Below are 21,691 nucleotides of genomic sequence, written 5' to 3' on the forward strand. Positions count from 1 at the left end.
AGGACGTTTTAGTCCATCCATTTACGGGCCCCCCTCGCTGCAGAGCGGGAATTTACCTGCACAGATGTCGGACACAAGGTCTGAAATTCGAGGACCATTTAGTCCTATACAGTGGCCGATCTGCGGTACGTTGGGGGAAGGCGTCCCCTGTGTCGGGAATCCCCTCACCACCCAAAAACGATCACCAGGGAAAGGTTCGATATGCCGGGCTCCGAGCTCTATGAAAAATTCATGGCGCTGCACACCCGCGACGGCGGCCTCGTCATGCCGAACGCGTGGGACGGCCTCTCGGCTCTGATGCTGGCCGATGCCGGCTTCGAGGCGATCGCGACGTCGTCGGCGGCACTCGCCACCACACTCGGCCGGCCCGACGGACGTCACGAAGTCACGCGTGATGAGCACCTTGAGCATGCGCGGCTGCTCGGCCGTCTCACCGGGCTGCCTGTCAACGGGGACTTCGAGGACGGCTACGGCGACACGCCTGAGGACGTCGCCGCGACCGTGGAGGCCGCCGTCGAGTCCGGCCTGGCCGGTATCGGGATCGAGGACACCTCGGGCCGTCCCGATCAGCCGATCCGCGACTTCGACGAGGCGGTCGACCGCATCCGCAGCGCCGTGAAGGCGGCCAAGGGGCGCATCGTCGTCACCGGCCGCACCGACAACTTCCTCCAGGGGCGGCCCGACCTCGACGACACCATCCGGCGTCTGACGGCCTTCGCGGAGGCCGGCGCGGATGTGCTCTACGCCCCTTTCCCGCCCGACCTCGACGCACTCGTCGCGATCGTCGCCGCCGTGGCGCCGACACCGGTGAACGTCCTCATCTCGCCGGCGGACAAGGTGCTGACCGTCGCCGAACTGCAGAAGGCCGGCGTCAAGCGCATCAGCGTGGGTCCGGCGCTCTACACCCACGCGATGCAGGCACTCGACCAGGCCATCAAGGCTCTCGTCGCGGGTGACCTGCGCAGCGCGACGACAGGAACCGGCTTCGAACGCATCAACGAGCTGATCGCCCGCCGAACGACATAACCCCAACCCATTCGTCGCACGAGAGAGGCAGATTCACGTGAATCTTGAAAAGCTCATGAACAAGCATCTCACCAGGTATTTCGATCCCAGCAGGACCATTCCGGGGGAAACCCTCCAGCAGCTGCTGCGGTTCCTGCGTTCCACGCCGACATCGGTGAACGTACAGCCCAACCACTTCTACGTCCTCGCCACGACGGAGGGCAAGGAACGGCTCGCCGACAACCTGGGCGAACGGTTCCGGGACAACGCCGAGAAGGTCCTCAACGCGTCGCACACGATCATTCTCACCACCCGGGCGGATCTGCCCGACGCCCATCTGGAGGCGGTGTTCGCCAAGGAGAGGGCCGATGGCCGGTTCCCCGATCTGTCAAAGCAGGAGCTGTGGGAATCCATGACCCGGAACTTCCTCGACCTTCGCACCTACGGGTACAAGGACCTGAACCACTGGATGGAGAAGCAGACCTACATGGCGGTGGGCCTGACCATGATGGCGGCCGCCGAGCTCGGCGTGGAGGCCACTCCGCTGGAGGGCTTCGACCCGACCAGTGTCGACAAGGCCTTCAAGATCCGGGAAGGCGGTCACACCACGACGGTGCTGCTGGCCCTCGGCTACCCCGACCCGGAGCGGGTGTACCCCACCCCGATCTCGCGCTTCGACGCGGACGAGCTGTTCACCTTCGTCTGAGCACCCACCCGGAGACAAAACCCTCCACCCCTACCAGGAAGAGCCATACCAATGAAAGCCATTGTGGTCACCGACCAGGCCGCGGGAACAGCCGGAATGACGCTGACGGAGCGGCCTGAGCCGCTCGCGGCGATCAACGACGTCATCGTTCGGATCCATGCAGCAGGCTTCGTCCCCACGGAGATGGAGTGGCCGTCCACCTGGGCCGACCGCGCCGGCCGCGACAAGACTCCGTCGATCCCCGGCCACGAGCTGGCCGGCGTGGTCACCGCTCTCGGCTACGGCACGGCGGGGCTCTCGGTCGGGCAGCGCGTGTTCGGCCTCGCCGACTGGCACCGCGACGGCACCCTCGCGGAGTACGTGGCGATCGAGGCACGCAACCTCGCACCGCTGCCGGGCGACGTCGACTTCACGACAGCCGCGTCCCTGCCGATCTCAGGCCTGACCGCGTGGCAGGGCCTGTTCCAGCACGGCCGCCTCCAGGCCGGCCAGACCGTCCTCGCCCACGGCGCAGCCGGGGCCGTCGGGACGATGGTGACCCAGCTCGCCCGTGAGGCGGGCGCCTACGTCATCGGCACCGGACGAGCCGCCGACCGCGAGAAGGCGCTCGACTTCGGGGCGCACGAGTTCGTCGACCTCGGCAGCGACGCGCTGAAGGACGTCGGCGGCGTCGACCTGGTCTTCGATGTCATCGGTGGCGACGTTCAGAAGCAGTCCGCCGCCCTGATCAGGGCCGGAGGAGCGCTGGTGTCCGTCGTCGGCCCGGTCGAGGCACGGCCCGCCGACGGCCTGGCCATGGACTTCGTCGTCGAGGCCGATCGCGCCGGCCTCGGTGAGATCGTGCAGCGGGTGCGGGACGGACGGCTGCGGACCAACATTGGTGACGTCGCGAGTCTCGACGATGCTGTCGGAGCCCTCAACCCGACCACGCGACGCCGCGGGAAGACAGTCATCCGCGTCCTCCCGTAGGCGGTGGACGGCCCGGCATACGCCAGGGACTCGAACGACAGAGGAGCTGATCATCTTGGACGGAGAGGAACTGCAGAAGATCGCGCGCGATGTCACCGCGGAACTGCCCGGCACCGACCAGGAGCATCGCTTGGACCCCGACTGGGAGCTCCACAAGGTGGCCGGCAAGGTCTTCATGCTCATGACCGACATGCCGGGCCGTCCCGTGCTGATCCTGAAAGCCGATCCGGACGACGCCACAGCCCTGCGTGAGCGGTACCCGGACATCACCCCCGGCTACCACATGAACAAAACACACTGGATCACGGTCCAGGGCGGGGACACCATCGACGACAAGCTGGTGGAGGAACTCGTCACCGACTCCTACCGTCTCGTGGTCGCCGGGCTTCCCAAGTCCAGGCGACCCGCCGATCCGCACACCTGCAACCACCCGGCCTGACCCCCGACATGCCCGTCCTGCGACGCAACGTCGCAGCAGTCATCTGGAGCCTCCCATGCGTGTATTCGTCACCGGCGCCAGCGGCAGCATCGGTTCAGTTGTCGTTCCCGACCTCATCGCCGCTGGACACGAAGTCATCGGCCTCGTCCGATCCGATGCCGCGGCCAAGACCGTCACCGCCGCCGGCGGGACGCCGCTCCGCGGCGGCCTCACCGACCTCGACAGCCTCCGCACCGGCGCCGCACAAGCCGACGGTGTCGTCAACCTGGCCTTCAGCAACGACTGGAACAACATGGACCAGGGCATCGAGGAGGAAGCGCGCGCCGTGAAGACCCTCGCGGCCGCCCTCGCCGGCAGCGGCAAGCCGTTCGTGCACGCCGGCCTCACACCGATGATGCCCGGCCACACCTCCACCGAGGAGGACCCCGACACCACCGACGGCCCGACCGGCGGCCGCGGCCGCACCTCACAGGAGATCCTGGCCCTGGCCGCCCAGGGCATCCGCTCCTCCGTCGTGCGGCTGCCCCGCTCCGTGCACCGGCGCGCCTCGGCATACGGCTTCTGCTCGGTGCTGATCGCCACCGCCCAGAAAACTGGCGTGTCCGCGTACGTCGGCGACGGCACGCAGCGATGGCCCGCGGTCAACCTGCTCGACGCCGCCCCGCTGTTCCGCATCGCGCTCGAGGACGCCGCACCCGGCACGGCCCTGCACGCGGTGGCGGACGAGGGCGACACCATGAAGTCGCTTGCCGAGACCATCGGCGGCGTCCTGTCAGTGCCCGTCGAGTCCGTGCCGGCCGAGCGCTTCGGCGTCATCGGGCGCATGTTCGCCCTCGACATGGCATCGTCGGGCGCACTGACCCAGGAAAGGTTCGGCTGGAAGCCCACCCACCCAAGCCTGATCGACGACCTCGCCGCGGGCGACTATCCGTCCCTGGGGTGAAGGCCCGTGCGGTGAACTGCACGACGACCATTGGCATCCCCGCGCCCTGAGGCGGCGGCCCGCTGCGCCGAGCACCGGGCCGCCGCCTCACGCGTGTCCGCCTCCGGCGGGTTGCCGGTGCCGAAACCGGTGCCCAGGAAACCGGCAAGCGCCCGAGGGGCGAGTCGTGAGAGGGTGCGGTTCGATCCGGGGCGGGGGGAGAAGTGGGCCTGATCTATGGCTACGACATCTATCTGCGTCCTGGGAATGTCGCCAGGGTGTTGACCCGTCTCGCCGCGCTGGCGGCACCACGGGCACCTGCCGCGCCGCCGCTCGATGTCACCTTGCCCGGCGGTGAGCGGCTCCTTCTCCCGTTCACGTCGCATTTGGCGAGCGAGCCGGTCGACTGCTCCACGAGCAGCACGCTCGAACTCGACATGTCCCTCCTGTTCGACGTCGATGACGCACTGCGTCAGTACGCGCAGGCGAGAGGCTCCGAACCCGAGGCGGACGGGCGCATGCGGATCGGGTACATCTACGCGACGATCCGGTTCGCGTCCGTACTGCACCCTGGCTACACGTCGGTGGAGTGCTGGGCCGCGTCGTCGGGGATGAGCCGCTTGTTCGCGCAATCGGCCAACGTCAGACAGGCGTTCACCGACCTCACCGCGGCCTGCGGAGGAGTGTGCTGCCTGTTCGACACCGGCGACGGCGCCCCCGAGCAGGTGTGCTGGCTCAACGGTGAACCCGTGCGGGAGACGGTCTCCGGCCCGCGCTTTCCGGATTGGCAGGCACTCGTGGCGACTTGGTCCGACTCCGAGCAGTGACCGTCGAAGCGCCTCCTCACCGGCAGCGGCGTCTGCCGCACGTCGCACGCCCGGCCCTCACGGCGCCCGGGATCCGCACACAAAAGCAATAAACCTGCCCCACCCGGGCAATCCAGGGAATCCGACGCGACCCCACTGCCACCGCAAGATCATGCGGGTGCCAGCCGGAGGTAACTCCGTGTTTGCTTGCGATGAATAGGTTCCGTTTGCGTAAAGTTGGTAAAGCACGAGTAATTTGAACGAATATCAGAAGGCGCCGGACATGACGAACCCGTTTGAGGACCAGGAAGCCAGCTATCTGGTGCTGGTCAATGCAGAGAAGCAGCATTCCCTGTGGCCGACTTTTGTCGATGTCCCCGAGGGCTGGGAGATCGCATTCGGCGAGGCTTCGCGCCAGGACTGCCTTGACTACGTTGAACGTACATGGACCGACATGCGGCCCCAGAGCCTGGTCGATGCCATGGGCGGCAACTGAAAGCACCTGGGCCTGCGGTCCGTTGCGTCGCAGCGGACCGTACTCGGGGCCCGGCAGGCGGGCAGCGGCCGTCGCACGCGCCGCGCGTCCCCGCCGCCTCCTGACGCCGAGGCCGCTCCCCCGGCACGCCACCCCGGGGGCCGGAAATGAAGCACACACGACCTGACAGGCGCCGAAATGTTCGCCCCGGCCGCATTCACGTCGGCCACTTCGTTCTTCTGATATCGGCGAGAACACACCGGACCTTCAAAAAAGATTAAAGGGCTTCGCCGGTCGCCACCCCGGGGGGTCCTGCATTGCACCGCGCTCGCGGCCGGACTTCGACAGGCAGGAAATCTGTCGCCGGCAGATGACGAGTCCGCGTGGCACAGGATTTTGCGCTGACTTCTCGCCGGATATCAAGTACACGGGGTATTCAATATGCCTAACCATGCCAAAAAGGCCCTGACCGCGGCTCAGAAGGGCATTTGGTACGCCCAGGCACTGAATCCGGAGAGCCCGGCCCAGAACATGGTGGAGTACCTGGACATCGCCGGCCCCCTGCAACTCGGCCTGCTGGAGGCGGCGTTCGGCCAGGCGCTGGCCGAGGCCGAGGTGTCGCACCGGCGGTTCGGGCAAAACGAAGACGGCCCGTGGCAGGTGGTCGAACCCCTGCCCGACTACCGGTTGCCCGTGGTCGACCTGCGCGCGGAGCCCGGACCGGTGGCGGCCGCGGAGGCATGGATGCGGGCCGACGCGGCGCGTCCCGCCGATCTCGAACACGGCCGGATCATCACCTTCACCGCGCTCATGGTGGGCGAGGACAGGACCGTGGTGTATCTGCGGGCCCATCACATCGCGGTGGACGCCGTCGGCTACGCGGTGTGGCTGAACCGGGTGACGGAGATCTACACCGCCCTCGAAGAGGGGCGCGACTGCCCGTTCACGCCATTCGCGACGCTCGAGGAGATCCTGGCCGACGACGAGTCGTACCGCGGGAGCGAGCAGTTCACGCGGGACCGCGCCTACTGGGCCGAGCGGATGGAGGACGCGCCCGAGGCCGTGAGCCTGGCCTCGGCGTCGGCGTCGGCGTCGGCGTCGGCGTCCCACCGTGCTCACCGCCGCACCGCCGAGGTCTCGGCCGAGGTCGCGCAGTCGCTTCGGCAGGTGGCCCGCGCGTCCGGCGTCGCCCTGCCCGCCCTGCTGATCGGGGCCGCCGGGCTGTACGCGCATCGGGTGGCGCAGGCGCAGGACGTCGTGATGGGGCTGACCGTCACGGCGCGCAAGGGGTCGCGGGTGCAGGGGTCGGTGGCGAGCATGGCCCAGGTGCTGCCGCTGCGCATGCGCATCGCGGCGGACATGAGCGTGCGTGACCTGGCCAGGGAGGCGTCCGCGCGGAGCCGGGGGGTTCTGCAGCACCAGCGCTACCGGTACGAGGATCTGTACCGCGACCTCAAACTCGCCCGTACGGGCGGCCGCATGTTCGGTCCCGCGATCAACTTCCTCCCCGACGACCGGACGATGCCCCGGTTCGGGCAGTGCGAGACCACCGCGCGCACCTACCTCGCGAACGGCGCGGTGGACGACCTGACGATCCTCATCTACGAGCGGGACACGGGTCTGCGGCTGGACTTCCTGGCCAACCCCGCGCTCTACACCGAGGAGGAGAACGCCGCCCACCAGGCGCGGTTCCTGTATCTGCTCACCGCACTGGCCGGCCTGGAGCCCGGTGCGCCGCTCGCCCGGCTGGACCTGGCCACCCCCGTCGAACAGCACCGCGTGCTGGTGGAGTGGAACCACACCGAGCGGGAGGTCCCCCTCACAACGCTTCCCGAACTGTTCCAGTCGCAGGTCGCGCGCACGCCGGACGCGACCGCGGTGGTGTCCGGGGACACCCAGCTGACGTACGCGGAGCTGAACGCCCGGGCGAACCGTCTGGCGCGGCTGCTGGTCATCAGGGGTGCGGGGCCGGAGGACCGGGTGGCGGTGCTGATGGACCGCTCGGCCGACCTGGTGGTCGCCCTGCTGGCGGTGGTGAAGGCGGGGGCGGCGTACGTACCCGTGGACCCCGCCTACCCCGCCGACCGGATCGCTTACATGCTCCGGGACGCCCGGCCCGGCCTCGTGCTCACCACCGAGGCGGCACAGGAGGGGCTGCCGGACGAGGTGACGGCTCTGGCGATCGATGCCCCGGGCACCGTCGCGGCGCTTGAGGACCTGGGTGACGCCGACCTGGCCGACGCCGAGCGGTGCGCGGTGCTGCGGTCCGCGCATCCGGCGTACGTGATCTACACCTCCGGGTCCACCGGCCGGCCCAAGGGTGTCGCGGTGCCGCACGCGGGGCTCGTGAACCAGTTGCTGTGCCTGCGCGAGGCAAGCGGCACGAAAGCCGGCGACGTCGTGCTGGCCCGTACGTCCGCCAGCTTCGACGCGGCCGGCTGCGAGGTGTGGCTGCCGCTGGTCAGCGGTGCCGCGATGTCCCTGGTGTCCAGCGAGGAGGCCCGGGACCCGCAGAGGCTGATGGCGCACATCGTGCGCCACGGCGTCACGGTGGCGCAGCTCGTTCCCTCGGTGCTGGACACCCTTCCGCTGGAGGACGCGGGTCGCCTCCGGCTCGTCCTGTCCGGTGGCGAGGCGCTTCCCGCGCCCTTGGCGGCGCGGGTCGCCGGGGCGTGGGGCGTTCCGTTGATCAATCTGTACGGGCCGACCGAGACGACCATCCAGGTCACGTACGGACGGTGGAGCGCGGCGGACCGCGGGCACTCGACCGTGCCCATCGGCCGCCCGGTGTGGAACACCCGGGCGTACGTGCTCGACGGTGCGCTGCGGCCGGTGCCCCCAGGTGTCGCGGGTGAGCTGTACGTCGCCGGCGTGCAGTTGGCGCGGGGATACCTTGACCGCCCCGCCCTGAGCGCGCAGCGGTTCGTGGCCAGCCCGTTCACGGCGGGCGAGCGGATGTACCGGACCGGTGACCTGGTGCGATGGGGCGCCGACGGTCATCTGGAGTACCTGGGCCGGGCGGACGACCAGGTGAAGATCCGCGGTTTCCGGATCGAGCCCGGTGAGGTCGAGGCCGCGCTGACGGCGCATCCGTCCGTGGGCCAAGCCGCGGTGGTCGTACGTGAGGACCAGCCCGGCGACCGGCGCCTCGTCGGCTACGTCGTCCCCGCGAGTGGTGCGGACGGCGTCGACATCGCCGACGTCCGTGCCGCTCTCTCAGCCGTGCTGCCCGGCTACATGCTGCCGACGGCGATCGTCGCACTGGACGCACTGCCGCTCACGGTCAACGGCAAGCTGGACCGCAAGTCGCTGCCGGCTCCGCGTCACGACGCGGACAGCGGCGCCCGGCGTCCGGCGACGGCACAGGAGGAGATCCTGTGCGCGCTGGCCGCCGACGTGCTCAACCTGCCCTCCGTGGGGGTGGACGACAACTTCTTCGAGGTGGGCGGGCACTCCCTGCTCGCGACCCGGCTGGTCAGCCGCATCCGGTCGGTGTTCGGGGTGGAGGTGCCCATCCGGACGCTGTTCGAGGCACCCACGCTCCGTGAACTGGCGGGCCGGCTGACCGCCTCCGGCGCGTCCCGGCCCCCGTTGGCGCCCGCGCGGCGACCGGAGCTGGTGCCGCTGTCGTTCGCCCAGCAGCGGCTGTGGTTCCTCAGCGAGCTGGAAGGCCCCTCGGCCACCTACAACATCCCCATGGCGCTGCGGCTGACCGGCAGGCTGGACACCGACGCCCTGCGCGCCGCGCTGCACGACGTCGTGGGCCGGCACGAAGTCCTGCGGACGGTCTTCACCACCGTGGACGGCGTGCCCTACCAGCGGATCCTGCCGTCCGAGGAAGCCCGTGCCGTGCTGCCGGTCAGCCCGGTGACGGAAGGCGCCCTGCCGTCCTGGCTGAGCGAGGCCGCGGGGCACCGGTTCGACCTGGCCACCGACATCCCCGTCCGCATGTCGCTGGCCGAGGTGGGGCCGGACGAGCACGTGCTGGTCATGGTGCTGCACCACATCGCGGGCGACGGCTGGTCGCTGGCCCCGCTGGCGCGTGACCTGTCGGCCGCGTACGCCGCCCGCTCCACCGGTGAACTCCCCGCATGGGGCACGTTGCCGGTGCAGTACGCCGACTACGGCCTCTGGCAGCGCGAACTGCTGGGTGACGCGACCGACTCCGCGAGCCTGCTGTCGGAGCAACTCGCGTACTGGCGCCACGCGCTGGACGGCGCGCCCGAGGAACTGGCACTGCCCACCGACCGGCCCCGGCCCCCGGTGGCCACCCACCGCGGCGCTGCCGTCGACCTCCACATCGGCGCCGAGGTCCACCAGGCACTGGCCGAGCTGGCCCGCGCACACGGTGTCACCCTGTTCATGGTGACGCAGGCGGCACTGGCCGTCCTTCTGCACCGCCTCGGCGCCGGCGACGACATCCCCATCGGCACCCCCATCGCCGGACGCACCGACGAGGCGGTGGAGGACCTCGTCGGATTCTTCGTCAACACCCTCGTCCTGCGCACCGACGTGTCCGGCGACCCGACGTTCCTGGACATGCTGGGTCAGGCGCGTGAGACGGCTCTGGGCGCGTACGCGCATCAGGACGTGCCGTTCGAACGGCTGGTGGAACAGCTCACCCCGGCCCGGTCGATGGCCCGCCACCCCCTGTTCCAGGTCATGCTCACCCTCCAGAACAACACCACCCCGGATCTCGAACTGCCCGGCCTGGACGTCGAGATCCTGCCCACCGGCGAGGTGCCGGCCAAGTTCGACCTGGACGTCCAGCTCGGCGAACACCTCACCGACGCGGGCGAGCCCGCGGGCCTGCACGGCGCGATCACCTACGCCACCGACCTGTTCGACCACGACACCGCCGCCGGCATCGGCGAACGTCTCGTCCGGGTCCTGGAAACGGTGGCCGCCGAACCGTCGGTCCGCGTGAGCCGGATCGACGTCCTCGGCCCGGCCGAGCACCACCGCATCCTGGAGGAGTGGAACGACACCGTCAGGGAGGCGCCGCCGGCGACGGTGGTGGAGTCGTTCCAGGTACAGGCCGCACGCACCCCGGACGCCACCGCCGTGGTGTTCGAGGGCATCGCCGTGTCCTACGCGGAACTCGACGCCCGCGCCAACCGGCTCGCCCGGCTGCTGGCCGAGCACGGGGCACGGCCCGAACAACTGGTCGCGCTGGCCCTTCCCCGGTCCGTCGACCTCGTCGTCGCCATCATGGCCACGCTCAAGACAGGCGCCGCCTACCTCCCCATCGATCCCGGCCACCCGGTCGATCGCATCGCCTATGTGATGGCGGACGCCCGGCCCGCGCTGGTGGTGACGACCCGTGCGGTGGAGTCGGTGCTGCCGGAGGGCACGGCGCGGCTGGTCGTGGACGCCCCGGAGACCGCCGAAGCGATCTCACGTCGTGAGGGCGGGGACCTGACCGGCGCCGAACGCGGCGTGGCACTGCTGCCCGCCCACCCCGCGTACGTGATCTACACCTCGGGCTCCACGGGCCGGCCGAAGGGGACCGTGGTCTCCCACCACGCGCTCGGCAACTTCGTGGCCGCCCTGCGCGAGTACCTGGCCCTGGACACCGACGACGCCCTCGTCGCCGTGACCACAGTGGCGTTCGACATCCACACACTGGAGGTCTTCGTACCCCTGGTGTCCGGCGCCCGCGTGGTGCTCGCCGACCGCGACACCGCCCGGGACCCGCAGGCCCTGGCCGAACTGATCCACCGGTCGGGCGCCACGGTGCTGCAGGCGACGCCCGCGGTGTGGCAGGCCCTGGCCGTGGAGGCACCGGACGCGATCAGCGGGCTCCGGGCGCTGGTCGGCGGTGAGGCACTGCCTCCGGCGCTCGCTGAGCAGTTGACGGCAGCGGCAGTGTCGGTGACCAACCTCTACGGCCCGACGGAGACCACCGTGTGGTCGACGCTGGTGGCCCTGCATCCTGGACAGGGCACCCGTGTACCCATCGGGCAGCCCATCTGGAACACCCGGGTGTTCGCGCTGGACGCGGCTCTTCGCCCGGTGCCGGCCGGCGTGGCCGGAGAGCTGTACATCTCCGGAGCCGGCCTGGCCCGCGGATACCTCGCCCGGCCCGCGCTGACCGCGGAACGGTTCGTCGCCAACCCCTACGGCGGTGCGGGCGAGCGCATGTACCGCACCGGGGACCTGGTCCGATGGACCGCCGACGGGCAACTCGAATACCTGGGCCGCACCGACGACCAGGTCAAGATCCGCGGGTTCCGCATCGAACTCGGCGAGGTCGAAGCCGCCTTGGCCACCCACCCGTCCGTCGCCCAGGCGGCAGTGGTGGTGCGTGAGGACCAGCCCAGCGACAAGCGCCTCGTCGGCTACATCGTCACGGGAGCAACCGTGGACGGCGCCGAACTGCGCGCCCACGTCACCGGCCTGCTGCCCGACTACATGGTGCCTGCGGCGATCGTCGCACTCGACGCCCTCCCGCTCACCGCGAACCGCAAACTCGACCGCAAAGCCCTCCCCGCCCCCGACTACACCACCACGGCCACCAGCCGAGGCCCGGCCAACGCCCAGGAAGAAATCCTGTGCGCCCTGGCCGCCGAGACACTCGGCCTGCCGTCCGTCGGCATCGACGACAACTTCTTCGAACTCGGCGGCCATTCCCTCCTCGCGACGCGCCTGATCAGCCGCATCCGATCAGCATTCGGGGTAGAGGTCCCGATTCGTACGCTGTTCGAGGCACCCACGCTCCGCGAACTCGCGGACCGGCTGACCACCACCAGCGCCTCGCGGCCTGCCTTGGTCCCGGCGCAGCGGCCGGAACTGGTGCCGTTGTCGTTCGCCCAGCAGCGCCTGTGGTTCCTCAGCGAACTCGAAGGACCGTCCCCCACCTACAACATCCCCATGGCGCTGCGGCTGACCGGCACCCTCGACACCGACGCCCTCAACGCCGCACTCCGCGACGTCGTCGCCCGCCACGAAGTCCTCCGCACCGTCATCACCACCGTCGACGGCCGGCCCCACCAGCGCATCATCGACGCCGACGACATCGGTGACCTCTTCACCGTCATCGACGCCGAACAGGCACCGCAGGCCGGGGCCGAGGCGGCGGCACAACCCTTCGATCTGGCGAGCGAGATCCCGCTGCGGGCCCGCCTGATCCGGACCGGTCCCGATGAGCATGTGCTGGTCGTCGTCCTCCACCACATCGCCGGTGACGGATGGTCCCTCGGCCCCCTGGCCCACGACGTCTCCACCGCCTACACCGCCCGCACCACCGGCACCGCCCCCACCTGGGCACCCCTGCCCGTCCAGTACGCCGACTACAGCATCTGGCAACAGGAGTTGCTCGGTGACGCCTCCGACCCCGGCAGCCTCCTGGCCGAGCAACTCGCCTACTGGCAGCACGCACTCGATGACGCCCCCGAAGAACTGGCGCTGCCGACCGACCGACCCCGTCCCCCGGTGGCCTCCCACCGCGGCGCCACCGTCGACCTCCGCATCGACGCCGACGTCCACCAGGCCGTCGTGGATCTGGCACGGGCCCAGGGTGTGACCGTGTTCATGGTGGCGGAAGCCGCACTCGCCGTACTGCTGAACCGCCTCGGCGCCGGCGACGACATCCCCATCGGCACCCCCATCGCCGGACGCACCGACCAAGCAGTCGACGACCTCGTCGGATTCTTCGTCAACACCCTCGTCCTGCGCACCGACCTGTCAGGCGACCCCGACTTCATCCAGCTCCTCGAACGCGTCCGCGAGCACGCACTCAACGCCTACGCCCACCAGGACATCCCGTTCGAGCGCCTGGTGGAAGAGCTCTCGCCGACCCGGTCGATGGCCCGCCACCCGCTGTTCCAGGTCATGCTCACCCTCCAGAACAACACGCAGGCCGTTCTCGAACTGCCCGGCCTGTCCGCCGAGGCTCTGCCCACGGGCAACGGTCCCGCCAAGTTCGACCTCGACCTCCAGCTCAACGAACACCTCACCGACAACGGCAAGCCCGCCGGCCTCCACGGCGCGATCACCTACGCCACCGACCTGTTCGACCACCACACCGCCGCCGCCCTCGCCGAACGCTTCACCCGGGTCCTGCACACCGTCACCGCGCATCCGTCCGTCCCCGTGGACCGGATCGACGTGCTCAGCCCGGCCGAGCACCACCGCGTCCTGGTGGAGTGGAACAACACCACCCGGCAGCTGCCGCAGACCACGGTCACCGAGCTGTTCGAGGCCCAGGTCGCACGTACTCCCTCGGCGCCTGCCCTGGTGTTCGAAGGCATGGACGTGTCCTACGCCGAACTCAACACCCGTGCCAACCAGCTCGCCCGGCTGCTGATCGAACACGGCGCGAAACCAGAGCAGTTGGTCGCCCTGGCCCTTCCCCGGTCCGTCGATCTCGTCGTCGCCATCCTGGCCACTCTCAAAACCGGGGCCGCCTACCTCCCCGTCGATCCCGGGCACCCGGTCGAGCGCATCGCGTATCTGCTCGCCGAGGCACGGCCCTCGGTCCTCATCGGAGGCGACGCGACGTGGGAGGGCCTGCCGGGCGTCGACGTCACTCGTCCGTCCCTCGACGACCTGTCGGGCCGCGCCGCGCATGACCTGTCCGACGCGGACCGGCGCGGCCCGCTGCTGCCCGACCACCGCGCGTACGTCATCTACACCTCGGGCTCCACGGGGCGTCCCAAGGGCGTCGCGGTCACGCATCGCTCGCTCGCCAACAACATCGCCGCCGCCGCAGCCGAGTACGGGATCGGCGAGGGTGCACGGATGCTGGGGGCGACGGCGTTCAGCTTCGACGTGTCGGTGCAGGACCTCTTCGTCACCCTGGTCTCCGGTGCGGCCTTCGTGCTGGCCGCCGATGAGGACCGGGTCGACCTCGAACGCCTGCAGGACTTGATGCGCGCGCAGAACGTGTCCGTGGCGCACGTGACACCGGGGGTCGCGCGGCAGCTGGACCCGGCGCGCCTGCCGGAGCTGCGGACGCTCATCGTGGGCGGTGAGGCGCCGGACGCGGGTCTCGTCAACCGGTGGGTCACTACCGACCGGGAGTTCTACAACAGCTACGGGCCGACGGAGACGACCATCGGGGCCACGCTGATGCGGTGCGGCGCGCGGTCGTGGGACCGGACTCCGCCCATCGGCCGTCCGCTGCCGAATGTCCGGGCCTTTGTGCTGGACGCGGCGTTGCGGCCGGTGGCTCCAGGGGTGGCAGGGGAGTTGTACCTGGCGGGCGTGCAGGTGGCCCGGGGATACGTCAACCGGCCCGGCCTGACGGCGGAGCGGTTCGTCGCCGACCCCTACGGCGCACCCGGCGAGCGGATGTACCGGACCGGCGACTTGGTCCGGTGGAACTCCGACGGGCTGCTGGAGTACCTCGGCCGCACCGACGACCAGGTCAAGGTCCGCAGCTTCCGCATCGAACTCGGCGAGATCCAGGCCGCTCTGCTCGCCCAGCCGTCCGTCGCCCAGGCGGCGGTGGTGGTGCGCGAGGACCAGCCCGGCGACAAGCGCCTCGTCGGATACATCGTCCCGGCGAGCGGCATGGACGTCGTGGACGTCCGTGCCGGCCTGTCGGCCGTACTGCCGGACTACATGCTGCCGTCGGCGATCGTCGAGCTCGACGCCCTCCCGCTCACGGTGAACCGCAAGCTGGACCGCAAGGCCCTGCCCGCCCCCGACTACGGCACCACGGGCCCGGGGCGGGAACCGCGGACCCTCCAGGAGCAGCTCCTCGGCCAGGCGTTCGCCGACGTCCTCGGTCTCCCGCACGTCGGGGTGGACGACAACTTCTTCGACCTCGGCGGACACTCCCTCCTGGCCACCCGTCTGGTCAGCCGTATCCGCACCGCCCTTGGGGCCGAGGTCCCGGTCCGGGCCCTGTTCGAGACGCCCACGGTCGCCGGGCTCGCCCTCCGCCTCGCCCAGACCGGCGCCGACACCGCGCGTCTGCCGCTGACCGCCCGGCCGCGGCCCGCGACGGTGCCGCTGTCGTACGCCCAGCAGCGCCTGTGGTTCCTGGAGCAGTTGGAAGGGCCGTCCGCGCTCTACAACATCCCCATCGCCCTCCGCCTCACCGGCGACGTCGATCCCGACGTCCTCCGGGCCGCGCTCGCCGACGTCGTCGCCCGCCACGAAGTGCTCCGCACCGTCTTCGCGCATGTCGACGGCGCACCCGAGCAGCGCGTCCTCGCTCCTCAGGCGATCGATCTGCCGTTCCTCCAGGAGGAGATGCCGGAGGGCGAGGTGGCGCGGGCCATGGCCGAGGAGGCGCGTCGCCCCTTCCACCTCTCCGACGAACTCCCCCTGCGGGCACGGCTGTTCGCCATCGCCCCGCAGGAACACGTGCTGGTCCTGGTGCTGCACCACATCGCCGGTGACGGCTGGTCGCTCGCGCCTCTCGCCCGCGACCTCTCCACCGCCTGCGCCGCCCGCGCGGGCGGCCGGGCTCCGGCGTGGGAACCGCTCCCGGTCCAGTACACGGACTACGCCCTCTGGCAGCGCGAGCTCCTGGGCGAGGACCACGACGCGGCGAGCGTCCTCAACCGCCAACTGCACTACTGGCGCGAGGCCCTCACCGGTCTGCCGGAGGAACTCGCCCTGCCCACCGACCGGCCCCGGCCGCCGGTGGCCTCACACCGCGGCGGGACCGTCGGCCTGCGCATCGACGGCGAACTCCACGAGCGGATCACGGGCTTGGCCCGTGCCGAGGGCGTCACCGTGTTCATGGTGCTGCAAGCCGCCCTCGCCACGCTGCTCTTCCGCCTCGGCGCGGGTGCCGACATCCCCATCGGGACCTCGCTGGCGGGCCGCACCGACGAGAACCTGGACGAGTTGGTCGGCTTCTTCGTCAACACCCTGGTCATCCGCACCGACGTCTCGGGGGAACCGTCCTTCCGGGAACTGCTGCACCGCGTGCGCGAACGGGGTCTGGACGCCTTCGCCCACCAGGACGTGCCGTTCGAACGGCTGGTGGAGGACCTGGCCCCCGCCCGGTCCATGGCCCGCCATCCGCTCTTCCAGGTCATGCTGGCGCTGCAGAACGCCGCTCCGGCCGACCTCGCCCTCCCCGGCGTCGAGACCCACGTCCTGAACACGGGTGACCTGCCCGCCAAGTTCGACCTCGACGTCCAGCTCCGCGAGACCGAAACCGGCGGCCTGAGCGGCTCCCTCACCTATGCCGCCGACCTGTTCGACCACGGCACGGCTGAGTCGCTGGCCGAGCGGTTCGTCCGTGTCCTCGACATCGCGACCGCCGACCCCGCACGCCCCGTCACCGACATCGACCTGCTCGGCCCGGACGAGCGTCATACCGTGCTGACGACGTGGAACGACACCGCGCACGAGGTTCCGGCGGCGACGCTGCCGGACCTCTTCCAGGCACAGGCCGCGCGCACCCCCGACGCCACCGCCGTGGTCTTCGAGGACGAGCGGCTGTCCTACGCCGATCTCAACGCGCGTGCCAACCGGCTCGCCCGGCTCATGGCCGGACGCGGCGCCGGACCCGAAACTCTTGTCGCGGTCGACCTGGAGCGCTCCGCCGATCTCGTCGTCACCCTGCTGGCCGTCCTCAAGACGGGCGCCGCCTACCTCCCGGTCGACCCCGACCACCCGGCGGACCGCATCGCCGGTCTCCTCGCCGACGCCGGTCCCGTACTCCTGGTCACCACCGCTGCCCTGAACCCGGCGGACAGCGGGCAGCTCCCCCGCCTCGTCCTCGACGAACCGGAAACGGCGCTTGTCCTCGACGGCCTGTCCCCGGCCGACCTCGACGACGGCGACCGCACCCGTGGCCTTCTGGTCGATCACCCCGCGTACGTCATCTACACCTCCGGGTCCACCGGGCGTCCCAAGGGCGTGACGATCACCCACCGGGGCCTGGTCAACCGGTTGGCGTGGATGCAGGACGCCTACCGGCTGACCCCCGATGACCGCGTCGTGCAGAAGACCCCGTTCGGGTTCGACGTGTCGGTGTGGGAGTTCTTCTGGCCGCTGATCGAGGGCGCGACGCTGGTGGCGGCCCGTCCGGGCGGTCACCGCGACCCGGGGTACCTGGCCGGACTGATCCGGCGCGAGCAGGTCACCGTCGCCCACTTCGTCCCGTCGATGCTCCAGGTGTTCGTCGCTGAAGCCGCCGCCCGCGAGTGCGTCTCCCTGCGGGCCGTGGTCTGCAGCGGCGAGGCGCTGCCGGCCTCGTTGCGCGACCAGTTCCACGCCGTGCTGCCGATCCCGCTGCACAACCTGTACGGCCCGACCGAGGCGGCCATCGACGTCACCGCCTTCACCTGTGAGCCGGGGGCGGACGCCGGCGGTGGGGTGCCGATCGGGCGCCCCGTCTGGAACACCCGGGTGTTCGTGCTGGACACGGCGTTGCGGCCGGTGCCTGCCGGGGTGGCCGGCGAACTCTATCTGGCCGGTGTGCAGCTGGCCCGCGGCTACCTGGACCGGCCGGGGCTCACCGCCGAGCGGTTCGTCGCCAACCCGTACGGCGCACCCGGCGAACGGATGTACCGCACGGGCGACCTGGCCCGCTGGAACACCGACGGGCAGCTGGAGTACCTGGGCCGCACCGACGACCAGGTGAAGATCCGCGGGTTCCGCATCGAACTCGGCGAGATCGAGGCCGCGCTGCTCGCCCACCCGTCCGTCACGCAGGCGGCCGTGGTGGTCCGCGAGGACCGCCCGGGAGACAAGCGCCTGACCGGGTACGTGGTGGCGGCCGGTGACGCGGACGTCGTGCAGATGCGCGCGCGCCTGGCGCAGGTGCTGCCCGAGTACATGGTCCCGGCCGCGATCCTGGTGCTGGACGCACTGCCGTTGACGGTCAACGGCAAGCTCGACCGCAGGGCGCTGCCGGCTCCGGACCACGCCGCCGCGGTCACCGGGCGCGGGCCGTCGACGGTGCAGGAGGAGATCCTGTGCGCGCTGTTCGCCGAGGTGCTCGGCCTGCCCTCCGTCGGTGTCGACGACGACTTCTTCGAGCTGGGTGGGCACTCCCTGCTGGCTGTGACGCTGGTGGAGCGGGCCCGGGCGGCGGGTGTCGCGGTGGATGTGCGGACGCTGTTCACCAGCCCGACCGTGGCCGGTCTCGCGGCGCTGGAGGGCGCTCCGAAGGTGGTGCTGCCCGACAACGGCATCCCCGCGGGTGCCACGGCGATCACGCCGGAGATGGTGACGCTGGCCGACCTCACGGCGGAGGAGATCGCCGTCGTCACCGCGGAGGTGCCAGGCGGCGCGGCCGACATCGCCGACATCTACCCGCTGGCTCCGCTGCAGGAGGGCATCCTCTTCCACCACCTGCTGGAGGGCGAGAACGGCAGCGACCTGTACACGCTGCCGTACGTCCTCCGCTTCGACTCCCGGGAGCGGGTGGACGCCGTTCTCGCCGCCGTGCAGCAGGTGGTCGACCGGCACGACATCCTGCGTACGGCCTTCCTGTGGGAAGGGCTCCGGGAGCCCGTCCAGGTCGTCCTGCGCACGGCCCCCGTCGCGGTCAGGACGCTCCGGCTGGAGGGCGCGGACGTCGTCGGCGGCCTGCTGGCCACGCGCACGGAGCCGATGGACGTCCGGCGCGCGCCCCTGCTGCAGGCCGCGGTCGCGCAGGACCCCGGCGACGGGCGGTGGGTCGTGCTGCTGGAGGTGCACCACCTGGTGCAGGACCGTACGTCCCTCGCCCTGGTCTTCGACGAGATCCGCGCGATTCTCTCCGGAGGCGCGGAAACACTGCCCGCGCCGCTGCCGTTCCGCGAGTTCGTCGCGCGGGCACGGCTCACGATCCCGGCGGAGGAGCACGAGCGGTTCTTCGCGGGGCTTGTGGGTGACGTGAGCGAGCCGACCGCTCCGTACGGCCTGCTGGACGTGCACGGTGACGGCCGCGGCGTGTCCGAGGTGCGCATGCCCCTCGGTCCCGATGTGGCGCAGCGGCTCAGGGAGCAGGCGCGGAGCCTGGGTGTCAGCCCGGCGACGCTGTTCCACGTCGCCTGGGCGCGGGTCGTGGCGGCCACCTCGGGCCGGGACGACGTGGTGTTCGGCACGGTGCTGTTCGGCCGGATGAACGCGGGCGCCGGAGCCGACCGGGTACCCGGCCTGTTCGTCAACACGCTGCCCGCCCGCCTCGACATCGGCTCCGTGAGCGTGCGTGAGGCCGTGTACGCGATGCGGCGGCAGCTCGCGGACCTGCTGGTGCACGAGCACGCGCCGCTCATCCTGGCCCAGCGGGCCAGCGCCCTTCCCGCCCGGACACCGCTGTTCACGTCGCTGTTCAACTACCGGCACGCCGAGGACACGGCGGCACCGGGCCCCGACGGGATGGAACTGCTGCACGGGCACGAGCGCACCAACTACCCGCTGGAATTCGCCGTCAACGACCAGGACCCCCACTTCACCTTCACCATCCAGGCGGTGGCCCCGGTCGAGCCGCGGTCGCTGGGCGCCTTCATGCACACCGCGGTCGCGGACCTCGTCACGGCGCTGGAGGAGGAGCCCGAGCGACCGCTGCGTGCGATCCACGTCCTGGACGACAAGGAACGCCGGCTGCTGGTGGAATGGAACGACACCGCGCGTGCTGTCCCTCCGGCCACGCTCCCCGAGCTGTTCCAGGCCCGGGTGGCCCGCACGCCGGACGCGACCGCGGTGGTCTTCGAGGACACCACGCTGTCCTACGCGGACCTCAACGCCCGGGCGAACCGGCTGGCACGACTGCTGACGGCGCGTGGCGCAGGCCCGGAGCAGCGGGTCGCGGTCATGATGGACCGCTCCCCGGACCTCGTCGTCACACTGCTCGCCGTCCTCAAGTCCGGCGCGGCGTACGTACCGATCGACCCCGAATACCCGGCCGAGCGTGTGGCCTACGTGCTGCGCGACGCCACGCCGGCGCTGGTGGTGACCACCCGCCAGTTCGAGAACGTGCTGCCCGAGGGCGTGACGCGGCTGGTGCTGGACGACCCCGCGACCGAACTGCACAGTCAGGCCGACACCGACCCCGACCAGCTGCCGCTCCTGGCCCACCCCGCCTACGTCATCTACACCTCAGGCTCCACCGGACGCCCCAAGGGCGTCACCGTCCCGCACACCGGTGTGGTCAACCGACTCGCCTGGATGCAGCACGCCTACCAACTCACCCCGGGCGACCGCGTCGTGCAGAAAACCCCGTTCGGATTCGACGTATCCGTGTGGGAGTTCTTCTGGCCCCTCCTCGAAGGCGCCACCCTCGTCGTCGCCCGCCCCGGCGGCCACCGCGACCCCGGCTACCTCGCCGAACTCATCCAGCGTCAGCGCGTCACCATCGCCCACTTCGTCCCCTCCATGCTCCAGGTGTTCACGGCGGCGGCTGAGACGGCGCAGTGGACGATGCCGTCCCTGCGCGCCGTCATGGCCAGCGGCGAGGCCCTCCCCGCCGAACTGCGCGACCGCTTCGCCGCATCCTTCGGCATTCCCCTGCACAACCTGTACGGCCCGACCGAGGCGTCCATCGACGTCACCGCCCACACCTGCGAACCCCACACCACCAGCGTCGTCCCCATCGGCCGACCCATCTGGAACACCCAGACCTACATCCTGGACGCCGCACTCCAACCCGTACCCCCCGGCGTCACAGGCGAGCTCTACCTCGCAGGCAGCCAACTCGCCCGCGGCTACCTCAACCGACCCGCACTCACCGCCGAACGCTTCGTCGCCAACCCCCACAGCAGCACGCCCGGCGCACGCATGTACCGCACCGGCGACCTCGCCCGCTGGAACACCAACGGAGAGCTCGAATACCTCGGCCGCACCGACCACCAGGTCAAAATCCGCGGCTTCCGCATCGAACTCGGCGAAATCGAGACCGCACTCCTCACCCACCCCGCCGTCGCCCACGCCACCGTCATCGTCCGCGAGGACCAACCCGGCGACCAACGCCTCACCGCCTACCTCGTACCGTCCCCCGAGGTGTCCGCCGAGGACGTCAGCGCCTTCCGGGCGGCGGCAAGCGGCGTGCTGCGGACCCATGTCGCCACCCTCCTGCCGGACTACATGGTCCCCTCCGCGATCGTCGTCCTGGACGAGCTGCCGGTCACGGTGAACGGCAAGCTGAACCGTTCCGCCCTCCCGGCGCCCGATTACGCAGGTCAGGGCGGGAGCAGGGAACCCGCCACACCCGAAGAGGCCGCTCTCTGCAGCATCTTCGCCAAGGTGCTGGGCCTCCCCGACTTCGGAGTGGACGACAACTTCTTCGATCTCGGCGGGCATTCCCTCCTCGCCACCCAGCTCGCCGGCCACATCCGCGCCGCCCTCAACAGGGACGTCCCGATCCGCGCGATCTTCGAAACGCCCACCCCCGCCGGACTGGCCAAGCGGCTGGGACCGGAGAAGCACAGCCGGCCCGCGCTGCGTCCCCGGCAGCGCTAGAGCCCCACCC

8 protein-coding genes are annotated in these 21,691 nt (G+C 70.6%); all 8 read left to right on the plus strand.

Annotation, left to right across the window (positions count from 1 at the left end):
• Positions 1-111: 111 nt before the first annotated feature.
• The 8 genes from ACIP64_RS24355 to ACIP64_RS24390 all read left to right on the plus strand — a co-directional run bounded on the left by ACIP64_RS24355 (position 112) and on the right by ACIP64_RS24390 (position 21,681).
• Positions 112-1,026 (plus strand): isocitrate lyase/phosphoenolpyruvate mutase family protein, encoded by a 915-nt coding sequence (locus tag ACIP64_RS24355; RefSeq protein WP_401590440.1) that lies wholly within the window; start codon positions 112-114, stop codon positions 1,024-1,026.
• Between the two features lie 55 nt (positions 1,027-1,081).
• A complete protein-coding gene (locus ACIP64_RS24360) occupies positions 1,082-1,711 on the plus strand; it encodes a nitroreductase family protein (RefSeq protein ID WP_401590442.1) in 630 nt (209 codons plus the stop codon).
• Positions 1,712-1,762: 51 nt separating this feature from the next.
• Entirely contained in the window at positions 1,763-2,680 is a 918-nt protein-coding gene (locus ACIP64_RS24365; RefSeq protein WP_401590445.1) for an NADP-dependent oxidoreductase, read from the plus strand.
• Positions 2,681-2,735: 55 nt separating this feature from the next.
• Positions 2,736-3,119 carry an MmcQ/YjbR family DNA-binding protein gene (locus ACIP64_RS24370; RefSeq protein WP_401590447.1) on the plus strand — a complete coding sequence of 128 codons (384 nt, stop codon included), beginning with the start codon at positions 2,736-2,738 and terminating at the stop codon, positions 3,117-3,119.
• A 55-nt stretch (positions 3,120-3,174) separates the two neighbouring features.
• The gene (locus ACIP64_RS24375) at positions 3,175-4,062 is read left to right on the plus strand and encodes an SDR family oxidoreductase (protein ID WP_401590450.1); all 888 of its coding nucleotides are present in this window, start codon (positions 3,175-3,177) and stop codon (positions 4,060-4,062) included.
• Positions 4,063-4,265: 203 nt separating this feature from the next.
• A complete protein-coding gene (locus ACIP64_RS24380) occupies positions 4,266-4,868 on the plus strand; it encodes a hypothetical protein (protein ID WP_401590453.1) in 603 nt (200 codons plus the stop codon).
• Between the two features lie 262 nt (positions 4,869-5,130).
• Entirely contained in the window at positions 5,131-5,343 is a 213-nt protein-coding gene (locus ACIP64_RS24385) for an MbtH family protein (protein WP_401590627.1), read from the plus strand.
• A 420-nt stretch (positions 5,344-5,763) separates the two neighbouring features.
• Entirely contained in the window at positions 5,764-21,681 is a 15,918-nt protein-coding gene (locus ACIP64_RS24390; RefSeq protein WP_401590456.1) for a non-ribosomal peptide synthase/polyketide synthase, read from the plus strand.
• Positions 21,682-21,691 lie beyond the last annotated feature (10 nt).

The organism is Streptomyces sp. NPDC088733, from assembly GCF_044751185.1.
Taxonomy (GTDB): domain Bacteria; phylum Actinomycetota; class Actinomycetes; order Streptomycetales; family Streptomycetaceae; genus Actinacidiphila.

Bases quoted from the DNA above. Each gene is read 5' to 3' on its own strand.
- ACIP64_RS24360 (WP_401590442.1), top strand. From the start codon at position 1,082: ATGAACAAGCATCTCACCAGGTATTTCGATCCCAGCAGGACCATTCCG.
- ACIP64_RS24390 (WP_401590456.1), top strand. From the start codon at position 5,764: ATGCCTAACCATGCCAAAAAGGCCCTGACCGCGGCTCAGAAGGGCATT.
- ACIP64_RS24375 (WP_401590450.1), top strand. From the start codon at position 3,175: ATGCGTGTATTCGTCACCGGCGCCAGCGGCAGCATCGGTTCAGTTGTC.
- ACIP64_RS24365 (WP_401590445.1), top strand. From the start codon at position 1,763: ATGAAAGCCATTGTGGTCACCGACCAGGCCGCGGGAACAGCCGGAATG.
- ACIP64_RS24385 (WP_401590627.1), top strand. From the start codon at position 5,131: ATGACGAACCCGTTTGAGGACCAGGAAGCCAGCTATCTGGTGCTGGTC.